This is a genomic window from Pseudomonas sp. NFACC43 (assembly GCF_900119645.1).
In the GTDB taxonomy this organism is placed as follows: Bacteria; Pseudomonadota; Gammaproteobacteria; order Pseudomonadales; family Pseudomonadaceae; genus Aquipseudomonas.
In genome coordinates this window covers 845257-866984 of sequence record NZ_FPKK01000001.1, presented here as the reverse complement: position 1 = coordinate 866984, position 21728 = coordinate 845257, and the positions used below count along the sequence as shown (strand labels likewise).

Annotated in this window: 17 protein-coding genes; 16 read left to right on the top strand and 1 reads right to left on the bottom strand. The window is 60.1% G+C overall.

Going from position 1 to position 21728, the window contains the following annotated elements; genetic code table 11:
• Nucleotides 1-22 precede the first annotated feature (22 nt).
• Nucleotides 23-3604 (top strand): glycosyltransferase, encoded by a 3582-nt coding sequence (locus BT179_RS03750; protein WP_072430558.1) that lies wholly within the window; start codon nt 23-25, stop codon nt 3602-3604.
• 63 nt (nt 3605-3667) lie between these two features.
• The gene (locus BT179_RS03745) at nt 3668-6562 is read left to right on the top strand and encodes a glycosyltransferase family 2 protein (RefSeq protein WP_072430253.1); all 2895 of its coding nucleotides are present in this window, start codon (nt 3668-3670) and stop codon (nt 6560-6562) included.
• 18 nt (nt 6563-6580) lie between these two features.
• On the opposite strand, the gene BT179_RS26705 is transcribed toward BT179_RS03745, so the two are convergent.
• Nucleotides 6581-6751, bottom strand: a complete 171-nt coding sequence (locus BT179_RS26705) for a hypothetical protein (protein WP_176776485.1) — start codon at nt 6749-6751, stop codon at nt 6581-6583.
• A gap of 149 nt (nt 6752-6900) precedes the next feature.
• On the opposite strand from BT179_RS26705, the gene BT179_RS03740 reads away from it, so the two are divergent.
• The 14 genes from BT179_RS03740 to fliI all read left to right on the top strand — a co-directional run bounded on the left by BT179_RS03740 (nt 6901) and on the right by fliI (nt 21725).
• Nucleotides 6901-7827: a ketoacyl-ACP synthase III gene (locus BT179_RS03740; protein ID WP_072430559.1), complete on the top strand. Its 927-nt coding sequence runs from the start codon at nt 6901-6903 to the stop codon at nt 7825-7827.
• A gap of 334 nt (nt 7828-8161) precedes the next feature.
• Complete coding sequence (locus BT179_RS03735) at nt 8162-9010, top strand: flagellin domain-containing protein (RefSeq protein WP_039593098.1); 849 nt, start codon at nt 8162-8164, stop codon at nt 9008-9010.
• A 72-nt stretch (nt 9011-9082) separates the two neighbouring features.
• A complete protein-coding gene (locus tag BT179_RS03730; RefSeq protein WP_072430254.1) occupies nt 9083-9448 on the top strand; it encodes a flagellar protein FlaG in 366 nt (121 codons plus the stop codon).
• Nucleotides 9449-9530: 82 nt separating this feature from the next.
• Complete coding sequence (gene fliD, locus BT179_RS03725; RefSeq protein ID WP_072430255.1) at nt 9531-10961, top strand: flagellar filament capping protein FliD; 1431 nt, start codon at nt 9531-9533, stop codon at nt 10959-10961.
• A 132-nt stretch (nt 10962-11093) separates the two neighbouring features.
• Complete coding sequence (gene fliS / locus BT179_RS03720) at nt 11094-11489, top strand: flagellar export chaperone FliS (protein WP_072430256.1); 396 nt, start codon at nt 11094-11096, stop codon at nt 11487-11489.
• A gap of 11 nt (nt 11490-11500) precedes the next feature.
• Nucleotides 11501-11797: a flagellar protein FliT gene (locus BT179_RS03715; protein WP_072389511.1), complete on the top strand. Its 297-nt coding sequence runs from the start codon at nt 11501-11503 to the stop codon at nt 11795-11797.
• Nucleotides 11798-11969: 172 nt separating this feature from the next.
• On the top strand, nt 11970-13445 hold the full coding sequence (locus tag BT179_RS03710; protein ID WP_072389509.1) for a sigma-54 dependent transcriptional regulator: 1476 nt from the start codon (nt 11970-11972) through the stop codon (nt 13443-13445).
• 134 nt (nt 13446-13579) lie between these two features.
• On the top strand, nt 13580-14770 hold the full coding sequence (locus tag BT179_RS03705; protein ID WP_172834668.1) for a sensor histidine kinase: 1191 nt from the start codon (nt 13580-13582) through the stop codon (nt 14768-14770).
• A gap of 4 nt (nt 14771-14774) precedes the next feature.
• On the top strand, nt 14775-16169 hold the full coding sequence (locus BT179_RS03700; protein ID WP_072389506.1) for a sigma-54-dependent transcriptional regulator: 1395 nt from the start codon (nt 14775-14777) through the stop codon (nt 16167-16169).
• A gap of 230 nt (nt 16170-16399) precedes the next feature.
• Nucleotides 16400-16726 (top strand): flagellar hook-basal body complex protein FliE, encoded by a 327-nt coding sequence (gene fliE, locus BT179_RS03695; protein ID WP_072389504.1) that lies wholly within the window; start codon nt 16400-16402, stop codon nt 16724-16726.
• A gap of 16 nt (nt 16727-16742) precedes the next feature.
• Nucleotides 16743-18527 carry a flagellar basal-body MS-ring/collar protein FliF gene (gene fliF / locus BT179_RS03690; RefSeq protein WP_072389502.1) on the top strand — a complete coding sequence of 595 codons (1785 nt, stop codon included), beginning with the start codon at nt 16743-16745 and terminating at the stop codon, nt 18525-18527.
• Nucleotides 18520-19539, top strand: a complete 1020-nt coding sequence (gene fliG, locus BT179_RS03685) for a flagellar motor switch protein FliG (RefSeq protein WP_053154943.1) — start codon at nt 18520-18522, stop codon at nt 19537-19539. The genes fliF and fliG overlap by 8 nt, the downstream gene beginning before the upstream one ends.
• Nucleotides 19540-19546: 7 nt before the next feature.
• Nucleotides 19547-20377, top strand: a complete 831-nt coding sequence (gene fliH / locus BT179_RS03680) for a flagellar assembly protein FliH (RefSeq protein WP_072389500.1) — start codon at nt 19547-19549, stop codon at nt 20375-20377.
• Nucleotides 20367-21725 (top strand): flagellar protein export ATPase FliI, encoded by a 1359-nt coding sequence (gene fliI / locus BT179_RS03675; RefSeq protein ID WP_072430257.1) that lies wholly within the window; start codon nt 20367-20369, stop codon nt 21723-21725. The genes fliH and fliI overlap by 11 nt, the downstream gene beginning before the upstream one ends.
• The last annotated feature ends 3 nt before the right edge of the window (nt 21726-21728 follow it).

Here is a 21728-nt window from a genome sequence, read left to right as displayed (position 1 = left end):
CCACCGGTTGAGAGCCATGCGTGTGAATTCAGCTCCTCTTGTCAGCATTGCCATCCCCGCGTTCAACCCACGCTTTTTCCGCCTCGCTTTGCAAAGTGCACTCGAGCAGACCTACGAGAACCTCGAGATTGTCATTTGCGACGATTGCCGCACTGATGAAATCGAGCAGATTGTCCAGGAGCTTGGCGCGGCTTCCGACGTTGCGGTGCGCTACCTGCGTAACCCGACTCGGTTGGGGTTCCAGCAGAACCTGTTGCGTTGCCTTGGAGAATCTTCGGGCGAGTTCATCAAGTTCCTTTGCGATGACGACCAATTGCTGGCGTTCTGTGTCAGTCAGCAGGCAGCCATTCTGCAGGAGCATGCGCAAGTCTCGCTGGTGATCAACAAGCATCACCTGATCGACGCAGACAACTATGCGTTGCCGGTCCGTGTTGAAAACACGGGTATCACGCAGTTCGATGCGATGTTCAATGGCAGCGACATGCTGGCGTATTTTGAGAAAACCACCCGTAATATCCTTGGCGGTTTAAGTGGCGCGTTGATGCGTCGTACCGATGTCGAGGCCTTGCTGCCAGCGTTGGCGCGGCCCGGTGAAGGCTTCGAGGCGGTCCTTGATTTCGCCTTGTTTATCTGCCTGTTGCGCCGTGGAAACCTGGTCCAGCTGTACGCCGAGGGAAGCGGCCAGCGCTTGCATCCGGAGCGCCTGGCGCGTCAGGCCAAAATGCTTGACGCGGCAACGGTGGAGCTGACATGGCTCAAGGAAATGCTTGCCCAGCGCAGTGGCGAGCCGGCGCCAGCCAGCGGCTGGGTGCGTTACCAGGCGCTGGATCGGAGCAAGGAACAGGAGGCGTCCGAGTGGGAAGAAATCAACGTCTACTCGGTGATTGCGACGCGGCAGGGCGTCATCGGCTCGCAAGTCGGCACTGACATCGAAAGCTATGCGGATCTTTATGTGCAGTGGTTGGCCTGTCGGCGTTTCAGCCCATTGCGCAAGCAAGTCTTGTCCCGGCAGATCGCCCGCTGGGCCTATCGTCCGAGGATCGTCCCGGTCATCATCGACGAGCAGGACGATCCTTATGCGTTGGGCATTACCCTGCAGAGTATCGCTGCCCAAGCCTACGCCTGCGAATCCGTGCTGCTGTTATCCAACGGCCGCCAGGCGCTGGAGAACCATGTGTTGCGCCTCGGCCTGCAAGCAGACTGGGCGCAGCAGCTCAACGGGCTGCTGCCTCAACTGGACGGTGCCGACTGGTTCTACCTGCTGCGTGCTGGCGATCGCCTGACCGAATCAGCGTTGCTGATAATGGCCGACCGGATTGTCAGCTCGCCGGGTGCGGCCTGTATCTACAGCGATGAAGGAGCGTTGGCGGATGAAAAATCGGCGGAGCCGATCTTCAAGCCTGACTTCAATGTCGACCTGATGCGAGGTTATCCCTATGTCGGTCGGACGCTGGCTTTCGAGCGCACGCGATTCCTGGCCTCGGGTGGATTCGATTCGAGCCTGGGCGAATTGGCGCCCCACGACCTGATCTGGCGCTTGGTGGAAACGGACGGGCCGCAGGTCATCGGGCATATTCCTGAAGTCCAGGTCGAGTCAACGTTTTCCTTCGCACAATGGCTGTCGCTGCCGGAAGTCATCGAGCAGAATGCCAGGTCGATCAGCGCTCATCTGCAGCGTATCGGCGTGCCGCACAAGCTCCACCCAGGGCCGCTCCTGGCGTTGGTACCACGCATCGAATATCTGTTCGCCGAGCGACCACTGGTGTCGATCGTCATCAGCGTCAAGGATGACCTGGGCGCGCTGGAGCGCTGCGTAAACAGCCTGATCAGCACGACCGCATACCCTCACTATGAAATCATCATTGTCGACAACGCCAGTGAAAACGCCGAGTTGCAGCATTGGCTGCGGGCCATGGCCGAGTTGGGCAGTGAAAAGCTGCGGATCTTCCTGCATCCGGGAAGTGCTAGCGAAGCAGTGCTGCGCAATTTCGCCGCACAGCAGGCTCGCGGCGAATACCTGTTGTTGCTCAACCCCAATTGCCTCCTGCTGGAAGCCGCCTGGCTGGACGAGTTGCTCAATCATGGGCAACGTCCCGAGGTTGGCATCGTGGGCCCCCGCACGCTCAACCAGCAAGGCCGGGTCATCGACTCGGGCATGATCATGGGGCTGGGTGGATTGGCGGGCCGGGCCTTCGTCAACGAATCGGTCACGTCTGGCGGCTATATGCAACGCTTGCAGACAGTGCAGAACTGGAGTGCCGTCGGCGATCATTGCATGCTGGTGCGCAAGCAGGTTCTGGAGGAGGTCGGTGGGTTTGATGAATCCATCACCACGCAGCGCATCAACTCTCTGGAGCTGTGCCAGCAGGTCGGAAAAAACGGCTACCTGATCGTTACCACGCCGTACAGCGATGTTGTGCTGGCACCTGGCGTGGAGGCCAGTCGTGACCCTTCGTGGAAGCAGCGGCTGGAGCACGAACAAGAGGCGTTCTATCAGCGCTGGTTGCCCAGGATCGCCAATGATCCTGCCTACAACCGTAACCTGACCCTGACCGGAAAGAGTTTCAGCCTGGAACCCGGCCCACGCACCGGATGGAATCCGTTGATCACCCGCAACGTACCGTCAATCCTGGGAATGGCGGTCAATACTTCGGCGGTGGGGCATTACCGGGTCAGTCAACCGTTGTTCGAGCTGGAGGCGGCGGGCCGAATAGTCGGTCGTGTTGCCTACGATACGCCTTCGATCATCGACATCGAACGCCAGTCACCGGATGTGATCGTGCTTCAAGGTCGCTATAACGTGGGCAAGTTCAAGGACATTACCCAAGTCAAGACCTACTCCAAGGCCATGCGCATCTACGAGCTGGATGATTACATAGCCAAGGTCCCGGAAAAAAACGAACACCGTCGCAATATGCCGGATAACCTCGAGGATCTGCTGCGCCAGGGAATCGGCCTATGTGATCGGGTAGTGGTTTCCACCCATCCGCTGGCGGATGTCTTGTCGAGCATGCACCACGACATCCGTGTGGTGCCGAATATGCTGGCCGCCGGCCTGTGGAACCAACTCAGGAGCCAGCGTGCGACCTCCGCCAAACCGCGTATCGGTTGGGGCGGAGGCACCAGCCACCGTGGTGACCTGGAGCTCATTGCCGATGTCGTCAAAGAGTTGGCTGATGAAGTCGAGTGGGTTTTCTTTGGCATGTGCCCCGATTTGCTCAAGCCCTATGTTCATGAGTTTCATCCTGGGGTGAGTCTGGCGCTTTATCCGGCAAAACTTGCCAGCTTGAACCTGGACCTGGCTCTGGCTCCGTTGGAATTCCATATTTTCAACGACTGCAAGAGCAACCTTCGCCTGTTGGAGTACGGGGCGTGCGGTTATCCGGTCATCTGTTCGGACACCGAAGCTTACCGGGGTCATTTGCCTTGCACTCGCGTTCTCACCAACAGCACGGAAGAATGGCTGGAGGCGATCCGTATGCACCTGGCGGATCCGATTGCCAGTTACCGGATGGGCGACGAATTACGTGAAGTGGTACTGCGCGACTTTGTATTGCGCGGCGATAACTTGCAGTACTGGGCCAATGGCTGGCTACCGGACTGACGGATTTCGATCCCGAAACTCCCGGTATCGCCGATGTGGCTTCACACTTTTTAAGGAATGAATATGCAAAGCAATGTCCCAACAGGATCGACTGCTCCGTTGAATGAACGGTTTACGCTGGTGCTGCTTGCTCACGACCAGTCGACTGCCCTGCGACGGGCGTTGCGCCACTACCGCGACAGTTCGTTCTCCATGCTGGTGATCGACTCATCGAACCTGATCGATGCCGGTATCTCGACTGCATTCCCTGGTGTGCAATACCTGCATGCCCCTGGGGCGAGTGGTTTTGGCGACAAGGTTCGCCAGGCCGTTGAGCGGGTTGTCACGCCTTACCTGGCGATTGCCGACGCCGATAGTTTCCTGCTGCCCCAAGCGCTCGAACAATCGTTGAGTTTCCTCGAAGCACACGCCGAATACAGTGCCTGCCAAGGCTATAGCCTGGCGTTCGAAGCCCATGCCGATCGTGTCGATTACTACTTGCTCGACCGCAAGGGCTGTGAAGACTATTGCGCCTCATCGGCCGAAGCCCGCCTGGCCGTGTTCGCCGAGGATTGCCCGTCATTGGTGAGCGCACTGACGCGCACTGAAACCTTGCGGCGAAACTACGCTTCGTTGCCCGCCGGCTTTGATTCGCGGTTGCAGCAGGCCGGTCATTGCTATGGGTTGATGGCCCAGGGCAAGGTCCGTTTGCTGGACATTCCCCATGGCTTGCACGAACGTAGCCGCATAGAAAAACCACAGAACCCGCTCGTTACGGTGCCTGGCGCTTCGGACTTGCATGCGGCCGCCGAGCAGGAACGTTTTGCCGCGGCCCTGGCCAGTGCCTTCGGCACGGATACCCCGACGCGGGAATATGCCAAGGCCATCGTCAAGAAGCAGGACGAACGTTCGGTACCGCAGGGCAGGAATCTGTTCGAGTCAATCTGGGACTCGCGGCGTGGCGAACCGGTTCGTCGTTTCGAACCGACGCAATACGTTGAGATGCCGTTCTATAACCAGGCCTTCTTTGACGTGCTCACCACGCTGGAATTCCTGCTCCATGCAGCACCGAGCGGACAGGTGCAGTTGCGGGAGCTGGAAGCGGTCATGCTCAGGCAGAAAGAGCTGTCTCGGCCGCAGCGCAACACCAGCGCCGAGCCGCTTGACGAACAGCTGGCGAGGGCTTTCCTGAGCTATGCCTTCAACCAGGATCTGGTGAAGCAACTGCTCGGGCTCATGCAGGCCAAGGGTGACACGCGCTACGTGCAGATGCTCCAGGCCTGGGACCAGCGGCTCAAGGCGGCGGCATTTGAAAATACCGCGAAACTGTTCGATGCCACGCGTTCCGGTCAATTGCTGCGTTGGCTCGAGGCACGTGAGCCGAGCGCTGGTGAAGCCGGGCAGGTATCAAAATACCTGGCGGCTCGCGATGGAGGCCCCAAGTTCGGCATTTTGCTCCTGGACCTGGAAGCGGACGTCTTCAAATTACAGGCGACCTTCGACAGCATCATCAACGGCTACTGTCGGGCATTCAAGATAATCGTGTTCACCACCGGCGACCTGCCAGCCGAGACGACGCCGCAGAATGTCTTGCATTTCGTCAAGGTCAACGAAAGCAACTACGTCGACAAGATCAACCAGGTTGTCAACCAGAGCGATTGTGACTGGATGGTGATGGCCGAGGTGGGCGATGAATTGACGCCGGGCGGCCTGTTCCGCGCGGGGGTGGAATTACTGGCCGCTCCACAGTGCCAGGCCGTGGCGATGGACGAGCTTCAGCGCCAGCCCGACGGTACGCTGGCCGATGTCTTCCGGCCAGGGTTCAACCTGGACTTGCTGCAAAACTCCCCGGCGTTGATGGCCCGTCACTGGTTGGTACGCCGCGAGACGCTGGTCAAGCTCGGCGGGTATTCCCGCGAGTTCAAGAATGCGATGGAGTTCGACCTGTTGTTGCGTCTGATCGAGCAGGATGGCCTGGAAGGGCTTGCCCACCTGGATGAACCTCTGCTGATCTGCCAGGCGCCTGCGCTGAAGGACAATGCCGATGAGCGCAAGACATTGCTGCGTCATCTGGCGGTTCGTGGGTATCAAGCCGACGTGAGCGCTGCGGTGCCGGGCACGCATAAAATCGATTACCGTTTTGCCGATCGTCCCATGGTATCGATTATCGTCCATGGCATTGGCGAATTGATCGCGCTGCAACGTTGCTTGCTCAGCGTACTGCAGCGCACTCGATATCAGCGTTACGAAGTGCTGGTGCCCACCGGGGCGGCAAACAATTCGGTACTGCGCACCTGGCTCAGTGGCCAGGGACACCAGGCCAGCCGCGTCCGATTGTTGGATATCGAACCGGGTGTCGCGACGGGGACCTTGATCAACGCTGCGAGTCAGCATGCCAAGGGCGACTATCTGGTGACACTGGCGGCTGACAGCGAAGTGGTCAATGTCAACTGGATCGAGTCGCTGCTCAATCAAGTGTTGCGTCCGGAAGTGGGAGTGGTCGGCGCCAAACTGGTCGAACGCGACGGCAGCATCACCCAGGCTGGCTTGATCCTGGGCCTCAACAACGGAGTCGGCTCGGCTTTCGTCGGCGAGCCGAAGACAGCCAGAGGCTACATGAACAGGCTGGTGGTGGAGCAGAACTGCTCGGCGGTGTCTTTTGCCTGCCTGATGATTTCCAGGCAGTTGTTCGAAGCGGCTGACGGTATCGACACAGGGCTGTTCGACGAGGCCTTGGGTGATGTCGACCTGTGTCTGAGAATTGGCCAGGCCGGTTATCTGACGGTATGGACGCCACACGTGCAGGTCATCCAGCCTGGCGTGCTGGCCAGCACCCCCCAGGCGCTTGCAGCCCTTCGCGAGAAGTGGTCCGAGGCATTCGCCCAGGATCGGTTCTACAACGGGAACCTGGCGCTGGAAGGCGCGGGTTTCGCCCTGGGGGCGGTACGCAACGTACCCTGGACCGACTTGCTGGGCTAACCTGCTGCGCAACCCATCTCAGTGGTTTCCATCAGCGCCGGCAGCTGAACCTGCCGGCGTCCTTCCCCGAATCGCGCCGCCATCCCAAGATTCTTGTCCTGTTTTCGGCACCGTCGCTGGAAATGACATGGCTTCGTTTGTCATGAAAAAATGCTTTTCCAGAACAAAACGGCGTGACGCATAGGTCATAAAGTGCATCTTCACTGTATTGTATTCCCTGGAGTGGAGGCCTGTTCGTTCGCAGGACAAGGCGTCCGCCCCGGGAAATCAACCTTTTTTGACGCGCCCCTGAGCTTTTGGGGGTGAACCTAGTCGCAGTACATGATCGGGAAGCCATGATGATTGGCATAAAAAGCATAGCGAGTTATGTGCCGACCGCTGGTGTGGATAACTACGCTCAGGGTGCCAAATTCGAGAAGGATGAAGAGTTCATCCTTGGCAAGATTGGTTCGGCGTTTCTGCCGCGCAAAGACGCCGACCAGGAAACCTCGGACCTGTGTGTCGAGGCGGTGAATGCATTGTTCGCCAACAATCCACAGCTTTCGCGCGAGTCTATCGACGCGCTGATCGTCGTCACCCAGAATGGTGATGAAGAAGGGCTGCCGCACACTGCCGCTATCGTGCAGGACAAGCTTGGCCTGCCCACCCATGTGGCGGCGTTCGATATATCGCTGGGCTGCTCGGGCTACGTATACGGCATCTATGCCTTGAAAGGCTTCATGGAGGCCGCAGGCCTGAAGAACGGCTTGCTGGTTACCGCCGACCCGTACTCGAAAATCGTCGACCCTGAAGATCGCAACACCACCATGCTGTTCGGCGATGCCGCCACGGCCACCTGGATGGCCGAGGGCGCCAGCTGGCAGTTGGGCAAGTCCAAGTTCGGTACCGACGGCTCCGGTGCGCCACATTTGAAGGTCAGTGATGGCGTGTTCTTCATGAACGGTCGCCAGGTCTTCAATTTCGCCTTGCTCAAGGTGCCCGCTCATTTGCATGAGCTGTTGAACGAGTCGTCGTTGCAAGCCAGCGACATCGATGCGTTCTGCATCCACCAAGGCAGTGCGGCGATTGTCGATGCCGTGGCGCGCCGCTTCGAAGGCGAACCGGAGAAGTTCATAAAGGACATGGTCGAGACTGGCAATACGGTGTCGTCGAGCATTCCATTGCTGCTGGAAAAGCACGTCCTGGATGCTGACTGGAAACGCGTGGCCATCAGCGGTTTCGGTGTGGGCCTGTCGTGGGGATCGGCGATCCTTTATCGCGACTGATTACACCGCAACCCAGATGTGGGAGCGGGCTTGCCCGCGAAGGCGTCGGTACCTTCAGCACAGTTACCTGCTGAACCTGCGCCTTCGCGAGCAAGTCCGCTCCCACTTTTTTTGCCCGCAATTTACCGGAACCGGTTTTTGGCGCCATTTTTCTTGCCTTTTCTCCCGGCTAAGCCCTTGTTTTTCAAGGGGTGGCAGTCTGCTAGCAAATTTTTTGAAAAAAGCCCTCAAGCAAGTTCCCAACCCGACGATAACTATTACGAAGGTTCTCTAGGCCACACCCGGCGGTTGCCAGGGCCGGAAGCCGCAGTACCCAACCAACGAGGAATTCGTCATGGCTTTAACAGTAAACACTAACGTCACATCGTTGAACGTTCAGAAGAACCTGAACAAGGCTTCCGATGCTCTGTCCACTTCGATGACCCGCCTGTCGTCCGGCCTGAAAATCAACAGCGCCAAAGACGACGCCGCAGGCCTGCAGATCGCTACCCGTATGACCTCGCAAATCCGCGGTCAGAACATGGCGATCAAGAACGCCAACGATGGTATCTCCATGGCGCAGACCGCTGAAGGCGCGATGCAGGAGCAGACCAACATTCTGCAACGTATGCGTGAACTGGCCATCCAGGCTCGTAACGATAGCAACAGCGCAGATGACCGTATCGCTCTGAACAAAGAGTTCTCGCAGATGAGCGACGAACTGACCCGTATCGCCAACAGCACCAACCTGAACGGCAAGAACCTGCTGGACGGTACCGCTAGCACCATGACCTTCCAGGTCGGTTCGAACAACGGTTCTGACAACCAGATCACCCTGACCCTGAGCGCCAGCTTCGACGCTGCCACCCTGGGTGTTGACTCGGCGATCACCATCGTTGGTTCCGACAGCGCAACTGCTGAAACCAACTTCTCGGCCGCCATGGACGCAATCACCAGCGCGATCGACACCATCAACAGTGCTCGTGCCGACCTCGGTGCTGCCCAGAACCGTCTGAACAGCACTATCTCCAACCTGCAGAACATCAACGAAAACGCCAGTGCTGCACTGGGTCGCGTACAAGATACCGACTTCGCTGCTGAAACTGCACAACTGACCAAGCAGCAGACTCTGCAGCAAGCGTCTACCTCGGTTCTGGCCCAGGCCAACCAACTGCCATCCGCTGTACTGAAGCTGCTTCAGTAATAGTCGGATGAGTTTTAGCGGGGGAGTGCGCTTGCGTGCTCTCTCGCTTTTTCCGTTCAAGAGGTGATGGACATGGATATGAGCGTGAAGCTGAACTTGTCTTATCCAGCGGCCAAGCCGGTGCATACAGTGGCCGACAAGCCAGTGGAGAAGCCTCAGGCTGACGTCGCTATCGTGACACCGGTCAAGCAGACTCCTAAAGAAGCTGCCGCAGAGCAGGACAAACTCAAGAAAGCAGTTCAGGAAATCGAGAAGTTCGTCCAGTCGGTCAAGCGCAACCTGGAGTTCTCTATCGATGAGCCTTCTGGCAAAGTAGTGGTCAAAGTGATTGCCAGTGATTCCGGTGAAGTGATTCGCCAGATCCCGAACGAAGAAGTTTTGAAACTGGCCAACAGTTTGAATGATGCAAACAGCTTGTTGTTCAGCGCCGAAGCCTGACAACCGGCACGAATTTTGTAGTTATGTTCTTTTGGGCGTTGTAAAGGTCAAAAGGCCGGCGACACACTGAAGGGAGTCCCATATGGCAAGTCCAATTCTACCTGGCTTGGGTCTAGGCTCTGGCCTTGATACCACCGCGATCGTCAAGGCGCTGGTCGATTCCGACAAGGCCGCCAAGCAAGGTCAGATCACCCGAGCGACGACGACGACTACCAACAGTATCTCCGGGGTGGGAACCCTGAAGTCGTTGCTGGCGGCTTTCAATACCGCCATGAAGGACTTGGGCAGCACAACCAACCCGCAATTCGCGGGTTTTGCTGCGACATCCTCTGCCCCGACAGTGCTCACGGCCACCGCCAGCAACTCGGCGGTGAACGGGACTTACTCGGTCAAAGTCAACAACCTCGCCACGGCGTCCAAGGTTACTTCGGCAGCCTTCGCCGGTGGTACGACCAGCGCCATCCCCTCGGGCACCCTGACCATCTCGCAGAAGGGGGTCAACTACAACCTCAATGTGCCGGATGGTTCGACCCTGCAATCGGTCCGTGACGCGATAAACGCCGATTCTTCGCTCAAGGCTGCGGGTTTCAGTGCCAACATCGTGACCGACTCTTTCGGCTCGCGCCTGGTGCTGGGTTCAAGCACGACCGGTGCAGGTTCCGACATCTCGGTGAGTGGTATTGCTGGCCTGGAGATCGATGGGACCAATGTCGTGGGTGCCAACGGTGCCGCGCTGACGGCTACCTCGGCGGGGGCCATCGGTGCCGTGGCCAAGGATGCCAGTTTTTCCATCGATGGCATGGCACTGACCAGCAAGAGCAATACGGTGAGCACGGCGATCTCCGGTCTGACGTTGAATCTGCTCGGCGTTGGAGGGGATGGCACTGCAACCGTTACCGTGGCGCCGAACAATGACGGCCTGAAAGCCTCGATCCAGAAGTTCGTCGATGCCTATAACGCGGTCGCCAACAGCATCACCGCGCTGACCAAGCCGACCCTTGACGATGATGGTAACCCGACGGTACCTGCAAAGCTGACCGGTGACGCGTTGCCTCGTTCGCTCCTGGCGGCGATCCGCGAACCCTTGTCTCAAACCGGGGCCGGCGACAAGCTGACGGTACTGGCCCAGCTGGGTATCACCACCGACCAGAAAACGGGCGCGTTGAACTTCGATAACACCAAGTTCACCGCGGCAATGAACGACAAGAAGCTCAGTGGTGAAGTCCAGACGATGTTCACCGGTTCCAATGGCTTGCTCGAGCGCATGAGCAAGGCTATCGAACCCTACAGCCAGACCGGCGGCATCCTCGATCAGCGTACATCGGCGCTGAACAAGACTCAGACCCGGCTCAAAAACGACCAGGAGGCCCTGGATCGCCGGGTCGTGACTCTGACTGCCACGCTGACCAAAAAGTACAACGACATGGACACCCTGGTCGGTAAGCTGAAGGCGACTGCGAGCAACATCACCTCGATGTTCGAGGCGTTGACAGCGCAACAGAGAAACAGCTGATTTTCCACCGACGCAAATAAGCCCGGCAACGTTTTGACAACGTTCCGGGCTTTTGCCTTTCGGGTCTAAAGTTTTTTGACGTGGCGTCGATACGCTCTTTATACGAACCGAAGTTTTTTGATGAGGTAGAACATGAATCCGATGTTAGCCCTTCGCCAATACCAGAAGATTGGTGCCCAGGCGCAAACCTCCGAAGCAAGTCCCCATCGTCTTGTACAAATGCTCATGGAAGGCGGCCTGGACCGTATCGCGCAGGCCAAGGGTGCGATGGAGCGCAAGGATATCGCCAACAAAGGCATCTTCATCAGCAAGGCCATCGGTATCGTTGGTGGCCTGCGTGAAGGCCTGGACCTGGAGAACCAGGCCGAGTCGGTTGCCGAGTTGGACGCTCTCTACGCTTACATGATGAAACGCTTGGCCGAAGCCAATGTGAAGACCGATCCGAAGATTCTCGACGAAGTCGCCGATCTGCTTCGCACGGTCAAGGAAGGCTGGGATGCCATTGCCACGCCTGGTCCGCAATTCTAAGGAGTACTCTCATGAGTCTTGTCCTGCAGCGAATAGAACAAACCCGTGACGCCCTGGTCGATGCTTTGGCAGAGCGTAATTGGGAGGCAATCGGTCAGTTGGACATGACCTGCCGTTCCTGCATGGAAGACGCCCTGAGCGAATCCGGAGTGGATGAGGCAGCTTTGCGCAGTAATCTTGAGGAGTTGCTGGGGGTGTACAGGCAATTGCTCGAGGCGGCGACAGGGGAGCGGCAGGCGATAGTCAACGAGATGTCGCAGGTCCAGCAGGCACAGGCTGCGGCCAAGGTTTACCACTTGTTCGGTTGATCCTGCTCAAATAATCCGAACAAACTGCGCCATAAATTTGACTCTGCAGCGTTTTTTGACTTAACTAGTGGCTGTTTACACTTTTCAGGCGTCTACAGGCACGACAAGTCTGCAAGCGTCTAGCTTGCCCCCTAATTCCGGGCACTGAGTTGACTAGGGAAGTTGCTATTGCATGTGGCGTGAAACCAAAATTCTCCTGATCGATGACGATAGCGTTCGCCGCCGCGACCTGGCGGTGATCCTGAATTTTCTTGGCGAAGAAAATTTACCCTGCGGAAGCCATGACTGGCAGCAGGCAGTCGGCTCTTTGTCGTCCAGTCGTGAAGTCATTTGTGTCCTTATCGGGACCGTAAATGCTCCCGCAACTCTTTTGGGCTTGCTAAAGACACTCTCAACCTGGGATGAGTTCCTTCCGGTTTTGTTAATGGGCGAAAATTCTTCCCTTGACTTGCCAGAGGACCAGCGTCGCCGAGTGCTTTCCACCCTGGAAATGCCGCCCAGCTACAGCAAGTTGCTCGATTCGCTGCACCGGGCCCAGGTCTATCGCGAGATGTATGACCAGGCTCGCGAGCGCGGCAGGCATCGTGAACCCAACCTGTTCCGCAGCCTTGTCGGTACCAGCCGGGCGATCCAGCATGTTCGCCAGATGATGCAGCAGGTGGCCGACACCGACGCCAGCGTATTGATCCTCGGCGAGTCCGGCACCGGCAAGGAAGTGGTCGCGCGCAACCTGCATTACCATTCCAAGCGTCGCGAGGCGCCATTCGTGCCAGTCAACTGCGGCGCGATCCCGGCCGAGTTGCTGGAAAGCGAACTGTTCGGCCATGAGAAGGGCGCTTTCACCGGGGCGATCACCAGCCGGGCCGGGCGTTTCGAGCTTGCCAATGGCGGCACCCTGTTCCTCGACGAGATCGGCGACATGCCCTTGCCGATGCAGGTCAAGCTGCTGCGGGTCCTGCAGGAGCGTACTTTCGAGCGAGTGGGCAGCAACAAGACCCAGAGCGTCGACGTACGCATCATCGCCGCGACCCACAAGAACCTCGAGAGCATGATCGAGGTGGGCAGTTTCCGTGAGGATCTCTACTATCGCCTCAATGTGTTTCCCATCGAGATGGCGCCGTTGCGTGAGCGGGTCGAAGACATCCCGTTGCTGATGAACGAGCTGATTTCGCGCATGGAGCACGAGAAGCGCGGTTCGATCCGTTTCAATTCGGCGGCGATCATGTCCCTGTGTCGCCATGGCTGGCCGGGCAACGTCCGTGAGCTGGCCAACCTGGTGGAACGCATGGCGATCATGCATCCCTATGGCGTCATTGGGGTGGCCGAGCTGCCCAAGAAGTTCCGCTACGTCGACGACGAAGACGAGCAAATGGTCGACAGCCTGCGCAGCGACCTGGAAGAGCGGGTGGTGATCAACGGCCACACGCCGGATTTCACCGCCAATGCCCTGCTGCCGCCGGAGGGCCTGGACCTCAAGGATTACCTCGGAGGCCTGGAGCAGGGGCTTATCCAGCAGGCGCTGGACGACGCCAACGGCATCGTGGCCCGTGCGGCGGAACGCTTGCGCATTCGCCGCACCACCCTGGTGGAAAAGATGCGCAAGTACGGCATGAGCCGTCGCGAAGGAGACGAACAGGCGGATGATTGACGCCTGTTTTGCAACCGTCTGATTTTCAGGCGGTTTTTTTTCGGCACGGGTATTGCTAAAGCTCTCTCAACGTTCCGTTTAACTGACGGTCAGCCAAGCGAGAGAGCCCGATGAGCCAAGCCGCCCACGTTCAGATGTCTTCGGTCCCCGATGCGGGGGGCATGCCTTCCGCCGAGCAGGCAAGCCGGCTTGGGCTCGAGCAGGCGTTTTCGCTGTTCAATCAGGTGTCCAGCCAACTGACCGATTCCTACAGCCTCCTCGAAGCCCGGGTCACCGAGCTCAAGGGTGAGTTGGCGGTGGTCAGCGCCCAGCGCATGCAAGAGCTGGCGGAAAAAGAGCGTCTGGCCAACCGGCTGCAGAACCTGCTCGACCTTCTGCCTGGCGGCGTCATTGTCATCGATGCCCAGGGTTTCGTCCGCGAAGCCAACCCGGCGGCTTGCGAGCTGCTCGGGCTGCCCCTTGAGGGCGAGTTGTGGCGACACGTCATTGCCCGCTGCTTCGCGCCTCGTGAAGACGACGGTCATGAAGTTTCCCTCAAGGATGGTCGCCGCTTGTCCATTTCGACCCGTTCGCTGGACGCCGAGCCCGGGCAGTTGGTGCTGCTCAACGACCTGACTGAAACCCGTCACCTGCAAGACCAGTTGGCGCGCCATGAGCGGTTGTCCTCCCTGGGGCGCATGGTGGCGTCGCTGGCTCATCAGATCCGTACGCCATTGTCCGCCGCCCTGTTGTACGCCAGTCATTTGACCGAGCAACCCCTGTCGGTGGAAACCCAGCAGCGCTTTGCCGGACGTTTGAAAGAGCGCCTGCACGAGCTGGAGCATCAGGTGCGGGACATGCTGGTCTTCGCCCGCGGCGAGTTGCCATTGACCGACCGGGTAACCCCGAAGGCGCTGTTGCAATCCCTGCAGGCCGCGGCATTGACCCATGTGCGGGACCTGCCGATCCGCTGGCAGTGTGATAGCCATGCCGGTGAGGTGCTGTGTAACCGTGACACCTTGGTGGGGGCGGTGTTGAACCTCATCGAAAATGCGATCCAGGCCGGCGGCGAGCACGTGCGTCTCAAGGTTCACCTCTACACCCGGGCCGAGACCCTGCGTCTGTGTGTCAGCGACAGCGGCAGCGGTATCGAGCCGGCTGTGCTGGCTCGCCTCGGCGAGCCGTTCTTCACCACCAAGGCCACCGGCACCGGCCTGGGCCTGACCGTGGTCAAGGCCGTGGCCCGTGCCCATCAGGGAGAATTGAAATTGCAGTCGCGACTGGGGCGTGGGACCTGTGCAACGGTGCTCCTGCCGTTGTTCTCCAGTTCGCCACAGGTGGAGTGAAGTGATGGCGATCAAGGTGTTACTGGTAGAGGACGACCGGGCCCTGCGCGAAGCGCTGGCCGACACGCTGGTGCTGGCCGGGCATGATTATGTTGCCGTTGGCTCGGCAGAGGACGCGCTGCTGGCCGTGGCTCGGGAAACCTTCAACCTGGTGGTCAGTGATGTGAACATGCCGGGCATGGATGGTCACCAGTTGCTCGGGCTGTTACGTGCCCGCCATCCACAATTGCCGGTGTTGCTGATGACCGCCCACGGTGCGGTGGAGCGAGCGGTGGACGCCATGCGCCAGGGCGCAGCGGATTACCTGGTCAAGCCATTCGAACCCAAGGCGCTGCTGGATCTGGTGGCGCGCCATGCGCTGGGTGTCCCGCTCGTCGAAGGCGAAGGGCCGGTGGCGTTCGAGCCGGCCAGTGCGCAACTGCTGGAATTGGCCGCGCGAGTGGCGCGTAGCGATTCCACTGTGTTGATTTCCGGTGAGTCCGGCACCGGCAAGGAGGTCCTGGCGCGCTATATCCATCAGCAATCCCGGCGCGCCAACGAACCGTTCATTGCCATCAACTGCGCGGCGATTCCCGACAACATGCTCGAAGCGACCCTGTTCGGTCACGAAAAGGGCTCGTTCACCGGGGCCATTGCGGCCCAGGCCGGCAAATTCGAGCAGGCCGATGGCGGCACCATTCTGCTCGACGAGATTTCCGAAATGCCCCTGGGGCTGCAAGCCAAGCTGTTGCGGGTGCTGCAGGAGCGGGAAGTGGAGCGGGTCGGTGGGCGCAAGCCCATCCACCTGGATATCCGCGTGGTGGCGACCACCAACCGAGACCTGGCCGGCGAAGTGGCGGCGGGTCGTTTTCGGGAAGACCTTTACTACCGCCTGTCGGTATTTCCCCTGGCCTGGCGTCCATTGCGCGAGCGCACTGCCGATATCCTGCCGCTGGCCGAGCGGTTGTTGGCCCGGCACGTCAATAAAATGAAGCATGCGGCCGCCAGGTTGTCGCCGGCGGCGCAGGCCTGCCTGGTTGCCTACCCTTGGCCCGGAAATGTCCGGGAGCTGGATAACGCGATCCAGCGAGCCTTGATCCTGCAGCAGGGCGGCTTGATCCAGCCTGAGGATTTCTGCCTGGCCGGCCCGGTGGCCTGTGCCCCATTGCCGGTCGCTTCGCAGCCGCCGGTGGCGGCATTCGTACCGGCGGCGGAAGTCGAGGGCGAGTCGGCTGGGGCCTTGGGCGATGACCTGCGGCGGCGCGAGTTCCAGATGATCATCGACACCCTGCGTGCCGAGCGTGGCCGGCGCAAGGAGGCGGCGGAACGTCTGGGCATCAGCCCGCGCACCTTGCGCTACAAGCTGGCGCAGATGCGTGACGCGGGGATGGACGTAGAGGCCTACCTGTTCGCCAGTTGAATTTGAGTTGAACCCTGTGGGAACGAGTCTGCGCGCGACGACCATGGTCTCGCGACGAGGACGTTGACCGACACACCGCTATCGCCAGCAGGCGCGCTTGCACAGGTGCCTCGAAGGAGCGGCGCGCGCATTTGTTTATGACGGCCACGGAGCTGGCACCCTTGTTGCTAACACCTGTATACCCGCTGAGTAAGTGTCAAAAAAATGCGGGCCGCCAGAGAGAGTAGACCATGAGCCAAGGTATTGAATTTAATCGATTGATGCTGGACATGCGGGCCATGCAGATGGACGCCATGGCACAGCCCAAGTCGGTCGCGGTCCCCCAGGTGGGTGGCAGCAGCTTTTCCGACATGCTCGGTCAGGCCGTCAATAAAGTGAACGATACCCAGCAGGCGTCTAGTCAACTGGCCAGTGCTTTTGAAATTGGCAAAAGTGGCGTCGACCTGACTGATGTAATGATCTCTTCGCAGAAAGCCTCTGTCTCGTTTCAGGCATTGACCCAGGTTCGCAACAAACTGGTTCAGGCCTATCAAGACATCATGCAGATGCCGGTCTAAAGGAAACTATTGAGTCATGGCAGAAGCAGTCGTTGATAACGTTCCGGCCAAGACCCCTGCACCAGACGGCAAACCGCCGCTGTTCGGGCTGTCTTTCCTGGAAAACCTCTCCGAGATGACCATGCTGCGTCAGGTTGGCCTGTTGGTCGGCCTGGCTGCCAGCGTGGCGATTGGTTTCGCCGTGGTGCTGTGGTCCCAGCAGCCGGACTACCGTCCTTTGTACGGCAGCCTGGAAGGCATGGACGCCAAGCAAGTCATGGAGACCCTGGCTTCCGCAGACATTCCCTATACCGTCGAGCCCAATTCCGGTGCCCTGCTGGTCAAGGCCGACGACGTAGCGCGTGCGCGCCTCAAGCTCGCCGCCGCCGGCGTGACGCCCAGCGACGGCAATATCGGCTTCGAGATCCTCGACAAGGATCAGGGCCTGGGCACCAGCCAGTTCATGGAAGCGACCCGTTATCGTCGCGGCCTGGAAGGCGAGCTGGCGCGTACCATTTCCAGCCTGAACAACGTCAAGGGTGCCCGTGTGCACCTGGCGATCCCGAAAAGCTCGGTATTCGTGCGCGACGAACGCAAGCCCAGTGCTTCGGTACTGGTCGAGTTGTACCCGGGCCGCGCGCTCGAGCCTGGCCAGGTCCTGGCGATCGTCAATCTGGTGGCGACCAGCGTTCCTGAATTGAGCAAGTCGCAGATCACCGTGGTCGACCAGAAGGGCAACCTGCTGTCCGACCAGGTGGAAAACTCCGAACTGACCATGGCCGGCAAGCAGTTCGACTACAGCCGTCGCATGGAAGGCATGCTGACCCAGCGTGTGCATAACATCCTGCAGCCGATCCTGGGCAATGACCGCTACAAGGCCGAAGTGTCGGCCGATGTGGACTTCAGCGCCGTCGAGTCGACGTCCGAGCAGTTCAACCCCGATCAACCGGCCTTGCGCAGTGAGCAGTCGGTGACTGAGCAGCGCACCGCCAGCAATGGCCCCCAAGGCGTGCCCGGTGCCCTGAGCAACCAGCCGCCATCGCCTGCCAGCGCGCCGCAGACCACTGGTGGTGCCGCCGGGGCTGCCGGTATGGTGCAGCCAGGCCAGCCGCTGGTAGATGCCAACGGCCAGCAGATCATGGATCCGGCCACCGGCCAGCCGATGCTCGCGCCGTACCCGGCCGACAAGCGCCAGCAATCGACCAAGAACTTCGAGCTGGACCGTTCCATCAGCCACACCAAGCAACAGCAAGGGCGTTTGAACCGCCTGTCGGTGGCAGTGGTGGTGGACGATCAGGTCAAGGTCAACCCGGCGAACGGCGAAACCACCCGTGCGCCCTGGAGCGCCGACGAATTGGCGCGCTTTACCCGCCTGGTACAGGACGCCGTGGGTTTCGACGCCAGCCGTGGCGACAGCGTCAGCGTGATCAACGTGCCGTTCTCCTCCGAGCGCGGAGAAGTGATCGCCGATATTCCGTTTTATTCGCAACCCTGGTTCTGGGATGTGGTCAAGCAAGTATTGGGCGTGCTGTTCATCCTGGTGCTGGTCTTCGGGGTGCTGCGTCCGGTACTCAACAACATCACCAATGGCGGCAGGAACAAGCAACTGGCCGGCCTGGGTGATGTAGAGCTGGGAGGCATGGGTGGCCTGGATGGCGAATTGGCCAACGATCGCGTCAGCCTCGGTGGGCCGCAGAGCATTCTGTTGCCAAGCCCGAGCGAAGGCTATGACGCACAGTTGAACGCCATCAAGAGTCTGGTGGCAGAAGATCCGGGTCGTGTGGCCCAGGTCGTGAAAGAGTGGATTAACGCAGATGAGTGATAATCGAGCCGCCGTTGCCAAATTGTCCCGGGTCGACAAAGCCGCGATCCTGCTGCTGTCCCTGGGGTCGACCGATGCCGCCCAGGTGCTGCGCCACATGGGGCCCAAGGAGGTCCAGCGTGTGGGGGTGGCCATGGCGCAGATGGGTAACGTGCACCGTGAGCAGGTCGAGCAGGTCATGAGCGAGTTCGTCGACATCGTCGGCGACCAGACCAGCCTGGGCGTCGGCTCCGATGACTACGTGCGCAAGATGCTCACCCAGGCCCTGGGCGAGGACAAGGCCAATGGCTTGATCGACCGGATCCTGCTGGGGGGCAACACCAGTGGCCTGGACAGCCTCAAGTGGATGGAGCCGCGGGCCGTGGCGGACGTGATCCGTTACGAGCACCCGCAGATCCAGGCGATCGTGGTGGCCTACCTCGATCCCGACCAGGCGGGCGAAGTGCTCGGCAATTTCGATCACAAGGCGCGGCTGGACATCATCCTGCGGGTGTCTTCGCTCAACACCGTGCAGCCGGCGGCGCTGAAGGAACTGAACCAGATACTCGAGAAGCAGTTCTCGGGCAATTCCAATGCCTCGCGCACCACCCTGGGTGGCATCAAGCGTGCGGCGGATATCATGAACTTCCTCGACAGTTCGATCGAGGGCCAACTGATGGACTCGATCCGCGAGTTCGACGAAGACCTGTCCGGTCAGATCGAAGACCTCATGTTCGTGTTCAACAACCTGGCCGATGTCGACGACCGCGGTATCCAGGCGCTGTTGCGCGAAGTGTCCTCCGATGTGCTGGTACTGGCCCTCAAGGGGTCGGACGAAGGCGTCAAGGAGAAGATCTTCAAGAACATGTCCAAACGGGCGGCCGAACTGTTGCGCGACGACCTGGAGGCCAAGGGCCCGGTGCGCGTCAGCGATGTGGAAACCGCACAGAAGGAAATCCTCACCATCGCCCGTCGCATGGCCGAAGCCGGAGAAATCGTGCTCGGTGGCAAGGGCGGCGAAGAGATGATCTAAGGTCGTTATGTCTGCCAAGAGTGATGATGCACCCAGCGACCTGATCCGCGCCCGGGATGTCGGTGGTTTCGACGTCTGGTCGCTGCCCAGCTTCGATCCTCATGTGCCGGAGCCTGAGCCCGAGCCGGTGGAGGAACTGCCGGAAATCGAGGAAGTGCCGCTGGAGGAAGTCCAGCCGCTGACCCTGGAGGAAGTGGAAGGCATTCGCCAGGAAGCCTACAACGAAGGTTTCGCCATCGGTGAGAAGGAAGGCTTCCACAGCACGTCCATCAAGGTCCGCCAGGAAGCCGAAACGGCGTTGACGGCCAAGCTCCAGGCGCTGGAGACACTGATGCTCAACCTGTTCGAGCCCATCGCCGAGCAGGATACGCAGATCGAAAAATCCCTGGTGGGGTTGGTGCAACACATCACCAGGCAAGTGATCCAGCGCGAACTGGCCATCGATTCGAGCCAGATCGAACATGTCATGCGCGAGGCCCTCAAGCTGTTGCCATTGGGCGTGGGCAACGTGCGCCTATACATCAATCCCCAGGATTTCGCCTTGGTCAAAGCTCTGCGCGAGCGTCACGAGGAAACGTGGCGCATCGTCGAGGACGAAGCCTTGCTGCCGGGTGGATGCCGGGTGGAAACCGAACACAGTCGCATCGATGCCACTGTCGAAACCCGCATCCAGCAAGCCATGGCCAAGCTCTTCGACCAGTTGCACGAACAGGCCCTGCATCCGGCCGCTGCCGACCTTAGCGTGGAATTGCCGGACGAGCCCAGGGGCGCCGTCAGTGCCGGCCTGGATGCCGCCGAACTGATCGCTACCGAACCGGATGCTCGCGATGCGCCTTGAAAGAACCAGCTTCGGCAAGCGCCTGGGCAGTTACGCCGAGGCCACCGAACTGGCCGGCCAGCCGATCATGGAAGGACGTCTGTTGCGCATGGTCGGCCTGACCCTGGAGGCCGAAGGCCTGCGTGCCGCCATGGGCAGCCGCTGCCTGGTCATCAATGACGACACCTACCATCCGGTGCAGGTCGAAGCCGAAGTCATGGGCTTTTCCGGCAGCAAGGTCTTTCTGATGCCGGTGGGCAGCGTGGCGGGCATCGCGCCCGGTGCGCGGGTAGTGCCCCTGGCCGATACCGGCCGGCTGCCCATGGGCATGAGCATGCTCGGGCGCGTGCTGGATGGTGCCGGCCGTGCCCTGGACGGCAAGGGCGGCATGAAGGCCGAGGACTGGGTGCCGATGGACGGTCCGACGATCAACCCGCTCAAGCGCGACCCCATCAGCGTGCCGCTGGACGTGGGCATTCGCTGCATCAACGGTTTATTGACGGTAGGGCGCGGCCAGCGTCTGGGGCTTTTCGCCGGTACGGGGGTGGGCAAGAGTGTGCTGCTGGGCATGATGACCCGCTTCACCGAAGCCGACATCATCGTGGTGGGGCTGATCGGCGAACGGGGTCGTGAGGTGAAGGAATTCATCGAGCACATCCTCGGTGAGGAAGGCCTCAAGCGCTCCGTCGTGGTGGCCTCGCCGGCGGACGACGCGCCGCTGATGCGCCTGCGGGCCGCCATGTATTGCACCCGCATCGCCGAATATTTCCGCGACAAGGGCAAGAATGTCCTGTTGCTGATGGACTCGTTGACCCGTTTCGCCCAGGCCCAGCGGGAAATCGCCCTGGCCATCGGCGAGCCGCCGGCCACCAAGGGCTATCCGCCATCGGTGTTCGCCAAGCTTCCCAAGCTGGTGGAGCGCGCCGGTAATGCCGAGAAGGGCGGCGGCTCGATCACGGCGTTCTATACCGTGCTGTCCGAAGGTGACGACCAGCAGGACCCCATCGCCGACTCGGCGCGGGGGGTGCTGGACGGCCACATCGTGCTGTCCCGGCGCCTGGCGGAGGAGGGGCATTACCCGGCCATCGATATCGAGGCGTCCATCAGTCGGGTCATGCCATCGGTCATCAGCGCCGAACACCTCAAGCGCGCCCAGCAATTCAAGCAATACTGGTCGCGCTACCAGCAGAGCCGCGATCTGATCAGTGTGGGGGCCTACGTACCCGGGGGCGATCGCGAGACCGACACCGCCATCAATCTCTATCCAGCCATGGCGGTCTACCTGCGCCAGAGCCTGAACGACAACATCGGCATGGGCGCCAGCGAAGCGCACCTGCAGACCATCTTCGCCCCGGTTTCCGGCGGATAACCG

Bases quoted from the DNA above. Each gene is read 5' to 3' on its own strand.
- BT179_RS03745 (WP_072430253.1), top strand. From the start codon at position 3,668: ATGCAAAGCAATGTCCCAACAGGATCGACTGCTCCGTTGAATGAACGG.
- BT179_RS26705 (WP_176776485.1), bottom strand. From the start codon at position 6,751: ATGACCTATGCGTCACGCCGTTTTGTTCTGGAAAAGCATTTTTTCATG.
- BT179_RS03740 (WP_072430559.1), top strand. From the start codon at position 6,901: ATGATTGGCATAAAAAGCATAGCGAGTTATGTGCCGACCGCTGGTGTG.
- BT179_RS03735 (WP_039593098.1), top strand. From the start codon at position 8,162: ATGGCTTTAACAGTAAACACTAACGTCACATCGTTGAACGTTCAGAAG.
- BT179_RS03730 (WP_072430254.1), top strand. From the start codon at position 9,083: ATGGATATGAGCGTGAAGCTGAACTTGTCTTATCCAGCGGCCAAGCCG.
- fliD (WP_072430255.1), top strand. From the start codon at position 9,531: ATGGCAAGTCCAATTCTACCTGGCTTGGGTCTAGGCTCTGGCCTTGAT.
- fliS (WP_072430256.1), top strand. From the start codon at position 11,094: ATGAATCCGATGTTAGCCCTTCGCCAATACCAGAAGATTGGTGCCCAG.
- BT179_RS03715 (WP_072389511.1), top strand. From the start codon at position 11,501: ATGAGTCTTGTCCTGCAGCGAATAGAACAAACCCGTGACGCCCTGGTC.
- BT179_RS03710 (WP_072389509.1), top strand. From the start codon at position 11,970: ATGTGGCGTGAAACCAAAATTCTCCTGATCGATGACGATAGCGTTCGC.
- BT179_RS03705 (WP_172834668.1), top strand. From the start codon at position 13,580: ATGTCTTCGGTCCCCGATGCGGGGGGCATGCCTTCCGCCGAGCAGGCA.
- BT179_RS03700 (WP_072389506.1), top strand. From the start codon at position 14,775: ATGGCGATCAAGGTGTTACTGGTAGAGGACGACCGGGCCCTGCGCGAA.
- fliE (WP_072389504.1), top strand. From the start codon at position 16,400: ATGAGCCAAGGTATTGAATTTAATCGATTGATGCTGGACATGCGGGCC.
- fliF (WP_072389502.1), top strand. From the start codon at position 16,743: ATGGCAGAAGCAGTCGTTGATAACGTTCCGGCCAAGACCCCTGCACCA.
- fliG (WP_053154943.1), top strand. From the start codon at position 18,520: ATGAGTGATAATCGAGCCGCCGTTGCCAAATTGTCCCGGGTCGACAAA.
- fliH (WP_072389500.1), top strand. From the start codon at position 19,547: ATGTCTGCCAAGAGTGATGATGCACCCAGCGACCTGATCCGCGCCCGG.
- fliI (WP_072430257.1), top strand. From the start codon at position 20,367: ATGCGCCTTGAAAGAACCAGCTTCGGCAAGCGCCTGGGCAGTTACGCC.